12 protein-coding genes are annotated in these 17,085 nt (G+C 61.4%); all 12 read right to left on the bottom strand.

The window, feature by feature from the left end:
• Nucleotides 1-15: 15 nt before the first annotated feature.
• Nucleotides 16-630 carry a Yip1 family protein gene (locus tag A9Z00_RS05010; protein ID WP_296975070.1) on the bottom strand — a complete coding sequence of 205 codons (615 nt, stop codon included), beginning with the start codon at nucleotides 628-630 and terminating at the stop codon, nucleotides 16-18.
• Entirely contained in the window at nucleotides 620-2,080 is a 1,461-nt protein-coding gene (locus tag A9Z00_RS05015; protein WP_296975071.1) for an NHL repeat-containing protein, read from the bottom strand. The genes A9Z00_RS05010 and A9Z00_RS05015 overlap by 11 nt, the downstream gene beginning before the upstream one ends.
• Before the next feature lie 14 nt (nucleotides 2,081-2,094).
• On the bottom strand, nucleotides 2,095-2,964 hold the full coding sequence (locus tag A9Z00_RS05020) for a carbohydrate ABC transporter permease (RefSeq protein ID WP_296975072.1): 870 nt from the start codon (nucleotides 2,962-2,964) through the stop codon (nucleotides 2,095-2,097).
• Nucleotides 2,965-2,966: 2 nt separating this feature from the next.
• Nucleotides 2,967-3,872 carry a carbohydrate ABC transporter permease gene (locus A9Z00_RS05025; RefSeq protein WP_296975438.1) on the bottom strand — a complete coding sequence of 302 codons (906 nt, stop codon included), beginning with the start codon at nucleotides 3,870-3,872 and terminating at the stop codon, nucleotides 2,967-2,969.
• A gap of 72 nt (nucleotides 3,873-3,944) precedes the next feature.
• Nucleotides 3,945-6,887 (bottom strand): extracellular solute-binding protein, encoded by a 2,943-nt coding sequence (locus tag A9Z00_RS05030; RefSeq protein WP_296975073.1) that lies wholly within the window; start codon nucleotides 6,885-6,887, stop codon nucleotides 3,945-3,947.
• Nucleotides 6,888-7,385: 498 nt separating this feature from the next.
• Nucleotides 7,386-8,762, bottom strand: coding sequence for an ABC transporter substrate-binding protein (locus A9Z00_RS05035; RefSeq protein ID WP_296975074.1), 1,377 nt, complete (start codon nucleotides 8,760-8,762; stop codon nucleotides 7,386-7,388).
• Between the two features lie 365 nt (nucleotides 8,763-9,127).
• On the bottom strand, nucleotides 9,128-10,159 hold the full coding sequence (locus tag A9Z00_RS05040) for a substrate-binding domain-containing protein (RefSeq protein WP_296975075.1): 1,032 nt from the start codon (nucleotides 10,157-10,159) through the stop codon (nucleotides 9,128-9,130).
• A 73-nt stretch (nucleotides 10,160-10,232) separates the two neighbouring features.
• Entirely contained in the window at nucleotides 10,233-11,120 is an 888-nt protein-coding gene (locus A9Z00_RS05045; RefSeq protein WP_296975076.1) for an ATP-binding cassette domain-containing protein, read from the bottom strand.
• Between the two features lie 5 nt (nucleotides 11,121-11,125).
• Complete coding sequence (locus tag A9Z00_RS05050; protein ID WP_296975077.1) at nucleotides 11,126-13,993, bottom strand: ABC transporter permease; 2,868 nt, start codon at nucleotides 13,991-13,993, stop codon at nucleotides 11,126-11,128.
• Nucleotides 13,994-14,041: 48 nt separating this feature from the next.
• Nucleotides 14,042-15,037 carry an efflux RND transporter periplasmic adaptor subunit gene (locus tag A9Z00_RS05055; RefSeq protein WP_296975078.1) on the bottom strand — a complete coding sequence of 332 codons (996 nt, stop codon included), beginning with the start codon at nucleotides 15,035-15,037 and terminating at the stop codon, nucleotides 14,042-14,044.
• Nucleotides 15,038-15,047: 10 nt separating this feature from the next.
• The gene (locus tag A9Z00_RS05060) at nucleotides 15,048-15,761 is read right to left on the bottom strand and encodes an ABC transporter ATP-binding protein (protein ID WP_296975079.1); all 714 of its coding nucleotides are present in this window, start codon (nucleotides 15,759-15,761) and stop codon (nucleotides 15,048-15,050) included.
• Nucleotides 15,762-16,098: 337 nt separating this feature from the next.
• Entirely contained in the window at nucleotides 16,099-17,070 is a 972-nt protein-coding gene (locus A9Z00_RS05065) for a LacI family DNA-binding transcriptional regulator (RefSeq protein WP_296975080.1), read from the bottom strand.
• Between the last annotated feature and the right edge of the window lie 15 nt (nucleotides 17,071-17,085).

Here is a 17,085-nt window from a genome sequence, read left to right on the forward strand (position 1 = left end):
TGGTGCGGCCCCCTTCTAGCGGAAAATGAGTTCGCGATAGATGTCATAGACGAACCAGTACATATCCATGCAGATGACCAGCGCAAGCGCGCCGAGGAAGACGATGATGCCCATCGCGGCGACGGTCAGGAGGAGCGTGACCACCGCCTTCGTGACCGTGTACTGGTGGATCGTCATGTTGCCGACGAACAGCAGCCAGAGGAACCAGAGCGCGCCGAAGCTGTTCAGCATCCAGTAAAACGCGGTTTCCTCGTTCGTCAGGAACCGGCTGATGAACGTCAGCGGGATGTTGATCAAAATCATCGGCAAGAGCGCGTAGGCCGTCGCGATGACGATCTCCCGGAACTTGCCCTCCCCTTCCATCAGCGTCGTCACCGACCAGTTGGCAACACAGAAGAGGAAGAACGGCAGCACCGTAAACATCAGATCGTCCAGCGTGTTCAGATAGCGGGGATCGTAATAGTTGACAAGAAAGCCGGAGAACTGCTTCATCAGCGACGTCGCGACGACCAACAGGAGCAGAATCACCATCGCGACGCGCATTCTGCCCCGGTTCTCGTATTTCAGATCCCAGAACCCGTCAAACGGATGGAACAGGATATGGAACGGGAATTTCCACTCATGCCTCATGTCCCGCACTCCTTCCCGGCCGGACTCTCCTTGCGATGCGGAAGGCGGCGAACGCGGCGATCAGGACGACGACCGTCGTCATGAACGCGCCGAAATGCTCCTGCATCACTTCCCGGCGATACCGTTTGAAAGCGAGGGAATAATACTTGCGCGACATGCCCAGCTTGAAATATTCCATCGCTTCCTTGTTCTTCTTCTCCATGAGCAGCGACTTGCCGATGCCGAGATAGGCGAGGTCGTAGTTCGCGTTGAGGCGCAGCACTTCTTTCCACAGCACGACGGCTTCCGAGGTATTGCCGTTGTATTGGAGCGAAGTCGCCTCGTGGACGAGGCGTCCGAACCGGGTCGGCTTGAAGATGACGATGTTGTTCTTGCCCCGGTCGAGCACAACCAGCTTGCCGTTCTGCCATTCCACCGCCACCGGCGTGTTGAACAGGCCGAGCTGGGTGCCCCGGCCGCCGAACGCGTACAGCAGTTCGCCCTCGTCATTGTAGGCGAAGATGCGCGCCCGGTTCGAGTCCAGCACGACGTACATGCCGTCGCCGATATACTTGATGTCGGTCAGTTTCGACGGACCCGAATCGCTGCCGACGGTTCGGTAGCGGATGTCGCCGACGTTCGGATAGTGGCCGAACCGTTTGATGACGTCCTGGCCGAGCGGATTGATCCGCTTGATCGTCTCCGACGAACCGGTGTCGATGTTCGTCGCGTACACGAATCCCTTGTGGTCGATGTCCACGCTGGAAAACTCGGTCGGAATGAACAGCACCATCTGCGACTTCTGTTCGTCCGTCGCGAGCCAGCGCCATATCCGGTCGGCCAGGCTGGGCTGCACCTTGATCGTGCCGACGTAACCGAGGAATTCGCCGGTGTCGTTGAACTGCATGATGCCTTCGTACACGCCGCGCGCGACGACGAAGATCCGTTCCGCGGGGTCCGCCGTCACCTTGAGCGGCACGAACTCGAAATTGTCGGGCAGCACTTCGGACTGCGGGTTCTCGACGATTTTCACGAGGCTGCCGTCCCCGTCCAGCACGACGACGCGGCGCCGGTCCGTGTCCGCGATGTAGATCTTGCCGTTGTCCGACACGAAAATGCCGTTCGGATTGCCGAAAGCGTCCCGGGTGCCGTTGTTGTCGAACCCTTCGATGATGCGGACGAGATTCCAATTCGCGTCCGTCACGATGATGCGGTTGTTGCCGCCGTCCAGAATGTAAACGGTTCCGTCCTTCGCGATGTAAAGGTCGTTCGGCAGCTTGAAATCGCCGACCCCGAGGCTCGCGCCGTTCACGATCCGCTCCGGCAGGAAAGGCGCGGGCAGTGCCACCGCATCCGCATAATAGTTGTAGGTATACGCCTCGTACGGCGTCGCCGCCTGGGCGGCCGGCGCGGCGGTCAAGACCAGAAGGGACATGATCGCCGCAAGCACAAGCGATTTCTTCGTTCTCACGCGTCGATCCCCCCTCAGTCCTTCATCCCCGAAGTCGCCATCGTCTCGATGATGCGGCTCTGCGAGAAGATGAAGATCGTGATCGGCACGCTCATCAGAATGAGCGCGACCGCGGCCCCGACGCCCGCGCGCGCGATGCCGCCCTGGATGATCTGGTTCGACGCGAAGTGGAGCGTCTTCAGCTGCTCGCTGTAGATGAAGCCGTTTCCGTCCGTTCCCCACAGAATCTGGAAGACGAGGATGATGAGCGTCAGCCAGGCCGGTTTCACGTTCGGCATGACGACCGACCAGAAGATCCGGTATTCGCTCGCGCCGTCGATCTTCGCCGCCTCGAGCAGCGCGTCCGGAATCTGCTCCATGAACTGCTTCATGAGATACAGCCCGAGCGAATAGGCAAACGCCGGCAGGATGACCGCCCAGTACGTGTCGACGAACCCGAGCCACGACATGACCATGTAGTTCGGGATCGAGGTGACCGCGGGCGAGAACATGAGCGACAGGACGACGATCTGGAACAACACGTTCCGCCCCGGGAACTTGTGCTTCGCCAGCGGATAGGCGGCCGCCGACGCGAAGATGACATGACCGACGACGCCCACGCCCGTGATGAACACGGTGTTGAAAATGTACCGCGTGAACGGCACCCACGAGTTGCCGAGCAGTTCGACGAGATCGATGAAGTTGTCCAGCGTCGGATTGCGCACGAACAGCCGCGGCGGGAACAGGAAAATCTCGTCGAGCGGCTTGAACGCCGCGTTGATCGCGAACACCAGCGGCAGCGCCATGAACGCGCCGAATACCGCGAGGAACAGGAACAAAGCGAACGTTCCCAGGAAGGAGCGATTGACGCGTCTTCCGCGGCGCAAGGACAGGATCATGTTCATGCTTACTGCCCCACCTTCCTGAGAAGTCGTTGCACGATCAGGTTGGTGCCGACCATCAGGATGAACAGCACGGTCGCGATCGCGGACGCGTAGCCCATCTCGAACCGGATCGTGCCGAAGTCGATGAGGTGCGTGACGATCGTCTGGGCCGCGTAGTTGACGCTCGGGAACCCGGCCAGGTTGATCGACACGTCGGCGACGGCGAGCGACGTCGTGAGCTGGATGACGGCGCCGAACATGAGCTGCGGACGCATGGACGGCAGCGTGATGTACCACAGCTCCTGCCAGCGGTTCCGGATGCCGTCCACGGCTCCCGCTTCATAGAGCGTCTTGTCGATCGTCTGCAGGCCGGCGATGAACGCGAGGAAGCCCGTGCCGAGGCTGAGCCACAATTGGACGAGAATGATGATCGCGAGGATGTATTTCTCGGTCTTGAGCCAGAGGATCGGCTCCAGAATGATGCCCAACTTGATCAGCCAGGCGTTCGCAAGGCCGTACCGGTCTCCGGAGAAGATGATCTGCCAGATGAAATAGACGTTCCCGGAGATCGACGGCGCGTAGAAGACGAGCGTCATGAACGCCCGGAGCTTCGGTCCGAGCTCGTTGATGATCCAGGCGAAAATGAAGCAGGCCAGGTAGCTGACCGGACCGGTGATCGCGGCGAACAGCAGCGTATTCTTGACCGCGATGAGGAACACGTCGTCCTCGAGGAACATCCGCGCGTAATTCCGCCAGCCGATGAACCGCGGAAACTCGAGCATGTTGAAATAGGTGAAGCTGATCAGCAGCGACATGAAGACCGGCAGCACGGTGAAGGTGAAGAACAGCGTCATGTAGGGCGCCATCAGGATGTACGAATGCTTGTGCAACTTGATTTCCCGCTTCTTGACCGCCCACCATGCGCGCAGGCGCGGCTGCCTGCCGGTGCCTGCCGGCGTTTGCGGTTCAATCGCGATATTCGACACGTTCCGTCCCTCCCTTTACTCCGGCAGGCCGAATTCCTTGCGTTTCGTGCGGATCTCGTCGTTGATGTATTCCACGTATTCGGTGATCGTCTCCCGCGGCTCGTTGTTGCCGTTGACGACGACGCGGTAGAACGCGTTGATCAGGTGGCGTCCGGTGAAATAGCCGCCGGGCACTTCCGGAACGCCCTGCACCCACTCGAATTGCGCTTTCAGGTTCATGTAGTCCTGAACCGGCCACGGCAGGCTGTCGAGCGCCTCGATGTTGGCCGTCGGATACCGCGCCGCGGCGCCCATGAGCGCTTCCATTTCCCGCCCGAACTTCGTCTGCGTGTCGGCGGAGGTCCACCATTTCATGAATTCCCATGCCGCTTCCTTGTCCTTCGCGTTTTTCAGCATGATCGTGCCGACGCCGGTGCTCGTCACGTCGCGCCGCACCGTGCCGTCCTCCTGCACCGTGCCGGGGATCGGCGCGAATCCCCACATGCCCCGGATCTCCGGCGCGAAGACGGTGAGCTGGTTATAGATCGTATAGTCCCAGATGCCGATCGGCATTTCGCCCGTCCGGAACCGGTTCGCAAAGTCGAACTCCCGCTCCAGCCCGTAGTCCGTGTAGAATTCGGTCCACATCTTGAACGTCTCGACGGCGACCGGCGAATCGAGCCCGGACGCCCGGCCCCCGTCGCGGTAGAATTCGCCGCCGTTCTGCATGAGCAGCGCCGAAAACAGCGGGTTCGGCGGCAGGTTCTCGCCGGGATACGACGGCGTGATGACAAGCGGCAGCCCGAACTGCATGTTGTTCTTGTTCAGCACGGCGAGCATATCGGCGACATCTTCCCAGGTTTCGGGAACTTTGAGGCCCAGCTCTTTCAGGACGTCCTTCCGGTAGAACAGCATCGGGAACGTCTGCGTCTCCGGAAGCGCATACACGCCGCCTTCATAGGTATACGGCACGAGCGCGCTGGGGCGGAAGCGCTTCGCCACTTCCCCGAAGTCCGGAAACCGGGTCAGATCGACCGCCGCGTTGCGCATCGCGTAGTTGACCGGAATATCGTTCGCGATCTGCATCGCGACGTCCGGTCCCTGTCCGGCCAGCGTGGCCGGCAGCAGGTTCTGCATCTGCACGAGCTGCAGGTTGACGTTGATGCCCGTCTGCGGCGTGAACGTCTCGTCGATCATCTGCTTCAGCGTGTTCGCCTGGTCGCGGCCGCTGCCGATCCAGACGGTAATGGTCCGCTGCGATTTCTCGTCGACGACGTTGCCGATCGTGTTGTAGTCGATGACGAAGGAATACGCGAACGTCAGAATCTGGTGCTTGAGCTCGTTGAACCATCCCGCGCCCGCCTTCGGGAACTTGACGTCGGGTGAGGCGATATAGATCTCGTCGATTTCAAGCGGCATCTCCCGCGCGGTCAGCAGCCAGGTGCCGAGGCCGCCGGTGTTGACCTTGAAAGCGTTCAGCCGCCGCGGGATCGTGTCGGGATCCTCGATCAGTTCCTCGAGCTGGTGGTACATCGTCTTCAGCATCGCCTCGGCGTTGCCGCTTCCCCCGGACAGCCGGCGCAGCTCGTCGCTGATCCGCTTCAGCCGGTCGCGCTCGAACCGGAAGGTATCGAGCAGGTTCGGAATCTGGATGTGGACCCGGTAATCCCGGAACGGGTCGGGTGACGCGCCGGTGATCATCAGAATTTTCCGGTACATGTTGTTCAGGTTGAACAGGCTCTCCTCGACCTCGCGGATGTGCGTCGCGAACACGCCGAGCGTATTTTCCAGCCGGATCTTGTTCTTGCCCTTGTTCAGCTTGACCAGGTACGCTTCCTCACCGTCGCCGACGACATCGAGACGATAGCCGCTCTTGAATTTGAACGCGAGGCGCTCCGCTTCCTTGAACGGAATCTCGCCGTTCACATAGAGCCGGCGCGTCGAATAGATGCCGCGGACGAAATTCTGCTGCGCCTTGAATGCGATCTTGTATAGCCCGGTCTCGGGCACCTCAACTTCCCATTCGATCCATTGTCCGGGAATGCGCCAGTTGTAACCGCCGATCGTGTTGATCCGGACCTTCGACGGGCTGTACGGCGTGACCGCCGCCGTCGAGCGCTCGGTCTGCGGATAGAGCGTCGGCGACGACTTGGCGACCGCGTCCTCGCCCTGGACGGTCACCAGGATGCCGGAGGTTTCGCGGAGCCCTTCCGCCCGGTATCGCTCGAGCACCTCGGCGTAGGGAGCCGGCTCCTCGTACCGAAACAGCTTCAGGCGGCGGATCACCATCGGTTCGCGCGACGAGACGAGCGAGATCGTGTGCCGCCCGGCCGTGAAGTAGAACTGGAACGGCTGCTCGTAATAGCCCTCGTAATCCCTGAACATCGCCTCGCGCCACTCGGGCTTTTCGGCCTGCTGGGGACGCAGGTCGTTGCCGCGGTTGTCACGCTTCACTTCGTCGTGCTGATTGTCCCAGATCCGGTCGAACTGCAGGTAGGCGGCTTCCCGGAACGGCACTTCGCCGTCGATCAGCAGCATCCGTTCGATGCTGGAGCTCTTCCCCTCGATCGGATAATACAGGATCGAGATATGATAAAGTCCGGTTTCCGGAATGTCGATGGTCCAGTCCACCTGACCCTGCTCGCCGGTTACGAGCGATGCTCCCTCCTGGCCTTCGAAGTCCTCGACCACGAAGAAGCCGTCGCCGTGGACGGCCTCGTATTGCGCGGCTTCGACCACGATCTCCCGCTCCGGATGTGTGGCGCTTTCATATCGGGCCAGATAATCGTCGTACTTGACCCGGCCGTCGACCAGGTCGTACAAATCGTCGACTTCAAGCGCCGACAGCAAGGGCTGCGTGCCGGCATCCGAATCGCTTTCCGCCAGGGCGCGCGGTCCGGCCGGCAAGAGCAATCCGAACGCCGTCACGGCGCACAGAGCGGATATGGCGATGTTTCTGAGCCGTGGAATCCCCTTCAAGGTCAGCCCTCCCGATTCAGTCAAACGGCTTGCGCCGATTCCAGGCCGGCCGCCTCCCGTTTTTCGCCGAAAGATAAACCCGCATGGCCGGACCCTCCATACATGCTGATCTTCCGGGAAAACGGTCACGCATGCCGCGCGGACGGGCGACAGCGAAACGCCAGCCTTCCGACGACGGTTGTTGTACATAACAATCGTATCATTGGACAAAACAACAGTCAATTGCAAATCCGCTTTCACGTTATGTCTTGTTTGGTTTTGTTTTGGTCCGGAAAGAGACCGGAACGGCCCCGGCCGCTTGCCGGATCCGGACCCATGCCATCAACCGGCATCTCCACGGAGGGAACAATCTGTACGGCGGGTTTACCGGCAGGACCATGGGGGCGGGACGCTGCGGATTCCATCGATCATTATCCTAATAACCAAACAACCCCTAACAAGAAAGGGTATGCCGTATGACCCGGCATACCCTTTCCCGTTGAAAGGCCGTTTGTGACCTCAGCTTCTCAGCTTCTCAGGAGCAGCTTCGGCCTGTTGCACGTATTTCTCGATCGTTGCGGACACCGATTGGTTTTGCACGAAGATTTCGTCCATGATCGCGTAGAACGGGAAGTCCTGAATGTATTCTTCGATCGTGATGCGGCCCGTGCCGTTGATGTGGTTGAGCGCGATCTGGATGTCCTTCTCCGTCTTGAAGCGGGACTCCAGCCAGTCTTGACCGAGATATTCGGCCGTCCTCGGGTAGTCGAAGCTTTGTTCAAAGATCGAGTACACGATTTGCGGATCCTTGACTCCCTTCAGCATGAACCAGCCGTTTTGGGTCGCGTTGGCGTACGTGTGCTTGCCGTCGGATTGCGGACCGGGCGGGTTCGGCACGACGCCGACTTCGAAGCTCAGATCGCCCATGTTCCAGTCGTAGTTGATCGACATCAGGACGTCGCCGTCCTTGAACGTGTCGCCTTCGGTCCAGTCTCCCGTCTTGACCTTGACGACGTTCTCGACGTTGTACAGACGGTTGACGAATTCGAGCGCTTCGATCATCCGCGGGTCGTTCATGCCGAGCGTCAGGTCTTCGTTGACGAACATCGCGCCGTTTGCCACGGCGAAATGGCGGGCGGCGTCAGCGTGCCAGCCGGCATAGCCGAACGTGTCGATCACGCCGTCATTGTCCGTGTCGCGGGTTGCCTGCTTTGCGAGATCCAGGAACGATTCCCAGTTCCACTGGCCGGCTTCAAACAGTTCTTGCGGATCCTTCACGCCGAGACGCTTCACGAGGTCACGGTTGTAGAACACGCCGACGACCGAAACCCCGGGCTCGGCGAACGCGTACTCGTCGCCGCCGATGGCCGGCAGTTTCCTGAGCAGACGCTGTTCGTTGTTGATATCGTCCGTCGCGGAGGTGAACTCGCTGATCGGAAGCACGAGGCCCTGCTTGATGAGCGGCAGCACCTGACGGTACTCGATGATCGCGATGTCGGCGAACGGCTCGCCCGCGAGCGTGGACGTCGTCAGTTTGTCCAGGTATTCTTCATAGGGAATGTTGATCCACTCGAACGTGAAGTTGTACTTTTGCTCCAGCTCGGCGATCTTGTCGAGACGAGCCTGCTCGTCGACCGTGTTGCCCGCCGGCTTCGGATCCCACCATGCGGCTACGCGGATCGTGCGGCCGCCGAGGTCGATCGGCGCCGGTTCTTCCGACGGCTCCGAACCGCCGTCTGCGCCGGTGTTGGAGCTGCCGCTGTTTTCGGTCTGTGCTCCGCTGTCGGAGCCGGTGCTGCTGCCGGAGTTGTTGGTGGTTTTGCTGCCGCCGCCGCAGGCTGCCAGCACCAGCATGACCGCAAGGAGCAGCAGCGAAAGCACTTTCAATCTTTTCATCGCCAAACCTCCCATTTCATGATCAACCGTTCCGCATGCGCCGATGGACGGCGTCAAACGGCCGTCAACATCGGCCGATCCCCCAAGGAAACGTTTACAACACCGCCATCAAAAAATACGGTCGTGCATCACCACCGCAATCCCTTTTTCGGATGGTTTGCAAAACAATCATAGCATCGCCTGCAGTTTCCGTCAATCGAATTTTTGGTTTGTTGCGCCGTTTTGTTTTGTTTGTTATTTTATTTGTTTTTTTGTTCACGTCCGCTTGTTATTTACAGAAAATTCAGGCGGACCTCCGGTCGTCGATTGTCCGGAAAAGCCGCCTGATCCCATCCCTGCAACGAGCTATCGGAAAAAGATAACGCCTACGACTGGTGTCCGGCGTAGGCATAGGCATCGCGGATGATCACATCGCCGTAGAGCAGCTTGCGCTCGATGGCCGAATCCGGATTCAGGATGCGCCACAGCATCTGGTCGACGGCTCGCATGCCGAGGAGCTCCTTGTTGACATTCACGGTACCGTAGATCGGATGCGTCGTATTCGTGTTGTCGAAGCCCGTGACCGCGCAGTCGCGCGGCACGTCGAAGCCGCGCTTGCGCAGCTCCTCGATCAGGAACTCCGCGATCCTGTCGTTGACGCAGACGAACACCTCCGGCCATTCGTCGAGCGCGAGCTCGGGAATCAGCTTGTACAGCCGGTCGTTCGCGTCGGGACCGATCAGCGCGGGATCCTGCTTCAGCTCGATGCCGTAGCTTTCGAGCGTCGCGCGGAACGCGATCCAACGCTCGAAGTAGCTCTGCGCGTCGCGGATCGTGCCGACGAACTGGAATTTGCGGTACCCTTTGCCGATCAGCTTGATCGTCAAATCCTTCATGCAGTTGTAGTTGTCCGTAAAAACGGTGTCGCAGTGGAACGCCGGGTCCGCGTGGTCGACCATCACGACGGGAATGTTCAGCCTGCCGATTTCGAGCAGAATCTGCGTCGATATCGTGCCGATCGTGATGATGCCCCGGATCGCCTCCGGCTTGACCAGCGAGAAGATGTTGTCCCGCGACGGTTCGGTCAGCGTCAGGATATCGATGCCCTTCTGGTTGAGGCGGGTCGAGATCCCCTCGAACACCGGGCCCCAGTAGACGGAATCCTTGTTCTGATGCCGGATGTTCGGGAACAGGATGACGATCGTCCCCGTCCATTTGCGTTCGACTTCGTCCCTGAGTTCGCCGGAGAACCGCTTCGGTTCGTTGTTCCGGAAATACCCGAGTTCGCCCGCAGCCTTCAGAATGAGCTCCCGGGTTGCCGCGCTGACGCCGCTCTTGCCCGTCAGCGCCCGGGACACGGCGAATTTCGAAACCCCGGCGTAATCGGCGATCTCCTGGATGGTCACTCTCCGCTTCATGATTCCCTCATCCATTCCGCGCATGTTCTTGTCGAACCAGGACTGCGATTTATCATTATACCAGTTTTCCGCTTCAATGTTCCCTTTTTTCCGCTTTCGCGGGAAGCAGCACGATCCGCCCGTCCTCGAGCCGGAGCAGCACCTTGTCCGCGTCCTTCGCGCCGACCGCTTCGAGGTAATGTTCGGGGATCTGGATGCGCCCCGACCGGTCCATGACGGCGTACTCGATGTGGGTGTCGAAGGCGCCGTCCGGCCCGCCTTCCGCTTCCGTCTCCCCTTCCTCGCGCAGGATCAGCTCGGAAGACGTCCGGCCGTCGCGGATCGAGACGACCCGCTTCACCTGCTTCGCGAGATTCAGGTCGTGGGTGACGATCACGATCGTGACGCCCAGCTCGGCGTTCAACCTTCCGAGCAGCTCCATGATCTGCGCGGACGTCTTCGTGTCCAGCGCGCCGGTCGGCTCGTCCGCGAGCAGCAGCTTCGGACGGTTCGCGAGCGCGATCGCGATCGCGACGCGCTGCTGCTCGCCGCCCGAGAGCTGCTCCAGCCGGCTGTTCACGCGGTGTCCGAGGCCGACGGCTTCGAGCAGCTCGATCGCGCGCATCCGCTTTTTCCTCGGATCGTGCAGCAGCATCGGAATCTCGACATTTTCCCGCGCCGTGAGATAGGGAATCAGGTTGCGCGCCTTGTTCTGCCAGATGAAGCCGACCGTCTCCCTTTTGTATCGGGTCAGCTCCCTGTCCGTCATCTTCAGCAGATCCTTGCCGTCCACGTACAATTTGCCCGCGGACGGGCGGTCCAGGCCGCCGAGCATGTTCAGCAGCGTCGTCTTGCCGCTCCCGGAATTGCCGATGATCGCCATCATCTCGCCCTGTTCGACCTGCAGGTTCAGTCCCTGGAGCGCGACGACCTCGATGTCCGCCGCCTTGTAGATTTTCACGAGATTCTCGCACAGGATCATGCGGATCAATCCTCCCCGAGCTTGACCGCCTGATGGATGTTCATCCGCTTCAGCAGCCACGCGAGGATGACCAGGGCCAGGGCCAGCATGAACCCCGTCGCGGCGGCAAGCCGCACGATGTCCGTATGGTCCGAGACGATCTCGAACGGCGGCACGATTTTGCCCGGATCGAACGACAGCTTGAGCAGCGGCACGAAGATCCGGCCGGCCGCCAGGCCCGTGGCGATTCCGATCAGGAAGCCCGCGCCGGTCGTGAGCAGCTGCTCGACGACCAGCATGCCGAGCAGCTGCCGGAACGAGATGCCCATCGCGCGGTAGATGCCGAGCTGCAGCATCCGTCCCTGCAGCGACAGCAGCCAGAACAGCATGAATCCGATGAAGCTGACGGCCAGCGAGACGAGAAATTCCAGGCTCATGACGCCGTTGACCGCCATCCGGAACGGATCGAGCCGGCTCCGCCCGATCTCGCCGATCGTATCCTCGAATGTCTCGAGGCGGATGTTCCGCTCGGTGATCGCCTCGAGCAGCTTCCCGCGGTCCGCCCCTTCGGCGAGCTTCACCCAGACGTCGTAAGGTTCCAGCCCGATCGATTGCTGGATCGTATCCAGGTGCGCGACGACGAGCATCGGCGGCACGTTCGGGCGGCGGCCCTCCTCGTCGGCCGTCGGATTCGGGTTGAACGACGGGAAATATTCCACGATTCCGTACACCATGAACCGGGTCGGCCGCCGTCCTTCCCAGCCGACGTCGATCTCGTCCCCGGGCTTCAGGCCGAAGTATTCCGCGGTCGTTTTCGAGACGAGCACCGCCCGCGGCTCCGGCGCGATGAGATTGAGATATTCATGGAAATGATGGGGCAGAAGGCCTTCCTTCATCCACGCCGTCATGCCGAACTCGTCCGTCACGATCCCCATCAGCGTCACCTTGCCGCTCTTCGTGCCGAACCAGGCGTCCGCCCCCTCCTTCCGGAACACCGGCGTCGCGAGTTCGACGCCGGGCAGCGTCGCAATCAGTTCGAGCGGCGGCTCGAGCCAGTTGATGCGGGACGAGACGACCCGCGGCGCGGACGGTTCCCCCGGCTGGGAGACGGGCGCGTCATTCGCCCAATGCTGCCGCAGCACGATGTCCGCGCCGCCTGCATACCAGATCTGTTCCTCCATGTTGACGTTGATCGTCCGGGCCGCGTTCGCGTTGTACATCCCCGTACCGATGGTCAGCACAAGAAACAGCATCAGCCCGTGGTACACGCGGTTGCGCCGGCTGACGAGGAGCAGCGTCGAATACAGAGGCGGCGTCCAGATTTTGCGGCCGATCCGGTAAACGAGCGCGACCAGCAGCGGATACACCCGGATCAGCAGCAGCCCGGCGCCGAGCACGAACAGCGTCGGCGTCGTGTACAGCAGCGGGTCGGCCGACAGCGACTTGCCGTCGAGGCCGAGCTTCACGAGATCCTTCATCCGCTGCGTGTACAGCCAATAGCCGTAGAACGACAGGCCGAGCAGGATGAAATCGAGCCCGATCGTCTCCCAGAGCGGCCGCTTGCCGATGCGCGCCCTCGCCCGCTTCTGGTCGACGATCGTCACGCGGGTCGCAAGAACGACCGGCACCAGGTTGACGATCCACGCAAAGACGGCGGCCAGCGCGGCGTACAGCCAGCCCTCGGCGGTCATCTCGACGGGCAGCGCGCCGCGGTCGACGAAGTTCAGGAACGTGCTGGTCGATCCGAGCACCCGCGTGAACAGCACGCCGAGCCACGGGCCGGCTGCCAGCGCGGCGGCGGTCAGCAGCCCGTACTCCATCGCGTAGATCGCGATGATATGGAGCCGCGAAGCACCACGGCTGCGGAGCACCGCGATTTCCGCCTGCTGGCGTTCGATGAGCATGCCGGACACCATGTAGAGATAGAAGCCGATCAGGATCATCATCGGCACGTTCAGCGACCAGAGCAGGTTGCGCAGCGTGAGCTCCCGGTTGGCGTACGCCGTCATCGCGTCGCTCCCCGGAATCCAGACGGACGTGCTGACGGAATAATTGTAGTTGCCCATCATGCGGGCCGCCAGGTTCTCCTTCAGGTTCAGCACGTAGTTCGCGGTGCCGGTGTCGTAGACCGTATAATCGGTGACGGCCATCGCGCCGATTTTGCCGTAGATGAACATGCCCCCCGGCGGGAAATTCGCGCGGAACGCCTCTTCCGGCAGGAACAGCGTGTTGCGCTCCTGCCGGAGATTCCACCGGCTCCAGTACGGATCGCCCAGATTCTCCTCCTCGATCACGGCAACGGGCCGGATCACGAGGTCGTCCCGGCCCACCCGCGGATCCTCGATCCGGAACTCCTGGCCGAGCAGCATATCCAGTTCGGAAAGCGCACCGTCGGTCACCATGACCTCGTAGACGCCGTCAACAGGCTGGTTCCGGGACGGCAGGCGGCCGTCGACGATCCGCACCTTCTCCTCGAGGCCGGTGCGCGCCGCAAATTTCGCCGAGCGTTCCGGCTCCGGATCGACGCGCGTCGGATCAACCGGCGTCAGCTTGAACCGGACGGTCTCCATGACCCGCTGGTCGAGCTGGACGCTCAGGATGCCGCTTGAGACGATGCGCTCTTCCCAGTAGGATGCGTACCGATCGACGATCGCCTTCTGCGTGCCGCGGTTGTCGGTCCGCATGCCGATCTCGATCGAGATGACGCCGGGATGGTTCCCGGTATATTCGTAGCTGCGTTCCAAATCCTGGATCAGCATGTAGCGGAGTACCGCATTCTTGTAGAGCGGCATGCTGGACGTGAGCGCGATGCAGCACAACATCCCCACCAGCAGACTGCCGACCAGCCATCGGTTGCGCGCCATCTTGCGCAGCAGCATGATCAGTACGGACATGTCGGGACTCCCCCGTTTCTTCCTGCAGATCGCGCCATCCGCGCGGCTTTACTGGAGGATGAGCAGCATGCCCGGCTCCACGCCCGACACGATCTCGTATTCCGTCGGATTCTCGAGGCCGATCTCGACGTCGATCTCCCGCCGCCGTTCGCCGTCCAGCACCACCACGAAGGTCCGGCCGAAGTAGGTCCGCACGGCTCCCTTCGGCACGACGACGACGTTCTCGCGCCGCGCGGCGACGATCTTCACATCGGCCGTATTGCCGAACTTCGCGTCTTCCGGCAGTTCGTCCAGTTCGATGTACAGATTGCGCGTGTATTCCTCGCGCAGCCGCGGGTCATCGGTCGGCGGCGCCGAAGCCGGCGTCTGCGTCACGGTGCCCTTGTAGCTTCTGCCCTTGAAGGTGACCTCCGCCTCCATCCCGATGCGGATGTCGTTCAGCACCGGATTGGACTGGACGCCGAGCGCAAGCCGCATGCCGGACGGATCGGCGACCGCCGCGAGCACGCGTCCGCCTTCCACGAAATCGCCGGGCTCGAGATCCGTCGCATAGGAGACGATGCCGTCGCGACCGGCCCGAAGCACCGAATGCTCCGCCGTCTCCTTCGTCCGCTCGAACTGTTTCTTCGCGATCTCGAACTCGATCCGCGCGATGTTCGCAAGGCGCTCGTCGCCGCTTTTCACCGCATCCTCGAATGCCAGCTTCTTCTTCTCGTACTCGAGCTCGCGCTGCAGCAGCTCGATGTCCAGCCCGTCGTTCCGCAAGGTGACGAGGATGTCGCCGCGCTTCACCTCCATTCCCGCCCGGACACGGACGTCGCCGATGACGCCGTCTTCGCTGAAAGCGTAATATTCCACGTCGGTCGGCACGAACGTTCCGGCTCCCTGCACCTGCCGCACGATCGTGCCGAGCTTCGCCTCCACGGTCGCGATCTGGGCCTGCGCCGGCTTGACGAGCGGGGGCTTGAGCGGCTCGGGATCCTTCGGCAGCAGACTGCATCCGGAGAGCGCCGCGCCCGCCGACAGCAGGACCGCGAGCGCCACCGGGCGGAATTTACCCCGCGCTTGAGCGTTCCAATTCAACCTGACCATCCTCCAGTGCGTAGACATCGTCGACCAGTTCCATGATGCCCGGGTCGTGGGTGGTGAGCACGATCGTGACTCCCTCGCTCCTGACCAGCTCGCGGAAGACGCCGATGACCTGCCGGCCCATGCGGGAATCCAGCTCGGCGGTCGGCTCGTCGGCCAGAATCAGCTTCGGCTTGTGCGCGATCGCGCGGGCGATCGCCGTCCGCTGCTGCTCGCCGCCCGAAAGTTCCTGCGGCATGTGGTGCATCCGGCCGGACAGGCCGACGAACTGGAGCGCTTCCTCCGCCCGCTTCCGCCGCTCGGATGCCGGAAACCCCGCGATGCGCAGGCCGAATTCGACGTTCTCGTACGCCGTCATGTACGGCACGAGCGCGAAAGACTGGAAGATGAGGCCGATTTCGCGCCTCCTCAGCTCGTTCTTCTCGCGTTCCGACATGCGGCCGGCGTCTCTTCCGCCGTAGAGCACGGTCCCTTCCGTCGGCGTATCCAGCGCGGCGAGAATGTTGAGCAGCGTCGTCTTGCCCGATCCGGAACGGCCCTTCAGCGCGACGAGCCGGCCTTCCCCCACCGCGAGCGACGCGCCGCGCAGCGCGTACACCCGATGGTCGCCCCTGCCGAACACCCGCGTGACGTTTCGCGCTTCGATGAGCGGCGGCTTCGCTTGCTGCGCTTCCTTCAATCCGATCCACTCCCTCAACCTTCGTCCGCGATGCCGGGTATCCGTCTTCCCCGGTACGGGCACACAAGCCTGCACACGCTTTCAAAATAATCATAACAAATTGCGTTAGGTACGCAAATAAAAACTTCGAAAAACAAAAAAATTGTTATGATCGCGTTATGTTGTTTGCTTGTCATCGCCGCCTTCGGCCCGGCCGTACGCGGCCTTGTTGCCCGGCCGGATGCGGATCCGGCTGCGGAATCATGCGCTCCCGTCCCGTCTGCGGGCAGGGGCCGGATTTCGAAGGCGGCCGGCCGATCGGCGGCCATGCAGCAAAACAAAAAAGCCTGCCGAACCGTCACCGGTTCGGCAGGCTGCCCACGGAATCTCCCGGGACGAGCCGGACGTATATGCGCTCATGCTCCACGCTTTGGCCGTGCAACATTTTGATGAGCTGCTCGGATGCGAGGGCTCCCCATTTCCGCTTCGAATAATCGATGGTCGCGAGCCTCGGACTCACATATTCCGCAAGCTCGATGTTGTCGAATCCGATGATGTGGATGTGTCGTCCGACCACCAAATCCGTCTTGCGGAAAAAATTGTACATCCCGATGGCCATTTCGTCATTGAGGCAAAACACGGCCGCCGTCTCGCCGCATTCCGGAAAAATCCGCTCGGCGGCCAGCTCGCCGGATTCCTTCGTGAACAACCCGTCGACTTGCGTCACTTCCAGGTTGTGCCGCTCGGCGAATTGCCGGACGGCCTTCAAACGCTGGTTCGAGTCGTAGGAATCCGAAGGGCCGGTGACGACGAAGATCCGGCGGTGGCCCATCTCCCACAGATATTCCATCGCGAGCGTCGCACCCGCCTTGTTGTCCAGGAGCACGTGATTGATGTTCGGATGATCCAGCTCCCGGTCCAATACGACAATCTTCTTCCCCATTTCCGCGTATTTCAGCAGCTCTTTGTCCGAAAACGTCGCATCGAGCACGATCGCGCCGTCGATCGTCCGCTCGGGCAGAAACCGGTGGGACCGCTTGCCGCTGCAGACGATCAGATCGTAGCCCTTCTGGTTGAGCACCTCTTTCACGCCCTGGAGCAAATCCCCGTAAAACGCACCGCCGAAATCGGTCAGATAGAGGCCGATCACCTTCGTCTCCCGTTTTTTGAGCGTCCGCGCGGCGGCATTGGGCACATATTTCAGCTCTTCGGCGACGGCGAGAATCCGGCGCCGGGTTTCCTCCGTCACCTTCGGGCTGCCGTTGAGCGCGTAGGATACGGTCGAGATGGATACGCCCGCCTTTTTGGCAATGTCCTTGATGCTTACCAAGACCGATTCCGCTCC

It is taken from the genome of Thermobacillus sp. ZCTH02-B1 (assembly GCF_002159085.1).
Taxonomy (GTDB): domain Bacteria; phylum Bacillota; class Bacilli; order Paenibacillales; family Paenibacillaceae; genus Thermobacillus.

Excerpts from the sequence above, each read along its gene's own strand:
- A9Z00_RS05010 (WP_296975070.1), bottom strand. The coding sequence starts at position 630 with ATGAGGCATGAGTGGAAATTCCCGTTCCATATCCTGTTCCATCCGTTT.
- A9Z00_RS05020 (WP_296975072.1), bottom strand. The coding sequence starts at position 2,964 with ATGAACATGATCCTGTCCTTGCGCCGCGGAAGACGCGTCAATCGCTCC.
- A9Z00_RS05035 (WP_296975074.1), bottom strand. The coding sequence starts at position 8,762 with ATGAAAAGATTGAAAGTGCTTTCGCTGCTGCTCCTTGCGGTCATGCTG.
- A9Z00_RS05040 (WP_296975075.1), bottom strand. The coding sequence starts at position 10,159 with ATGAAGCGGAGAGTGACCATCCAGGAGATCGCCGATTACGCCGGGGTT.
- A9Z00_RS05045 (WP_296975076.1), bottom strand. The coding sequence starts at position 11,120 with ATGATCCTGTGCGAGAATCTCGTGAAAATCTACAAGGCGGCGGACATC.
- A9Z00_RS05050 (WP_296975077.1), bottom strand. The coding sequence starts at position 13,993 with ATGTCCGTACTGATCATGCTGCTGCGCAAGATGGCGCGCAACCGATGG.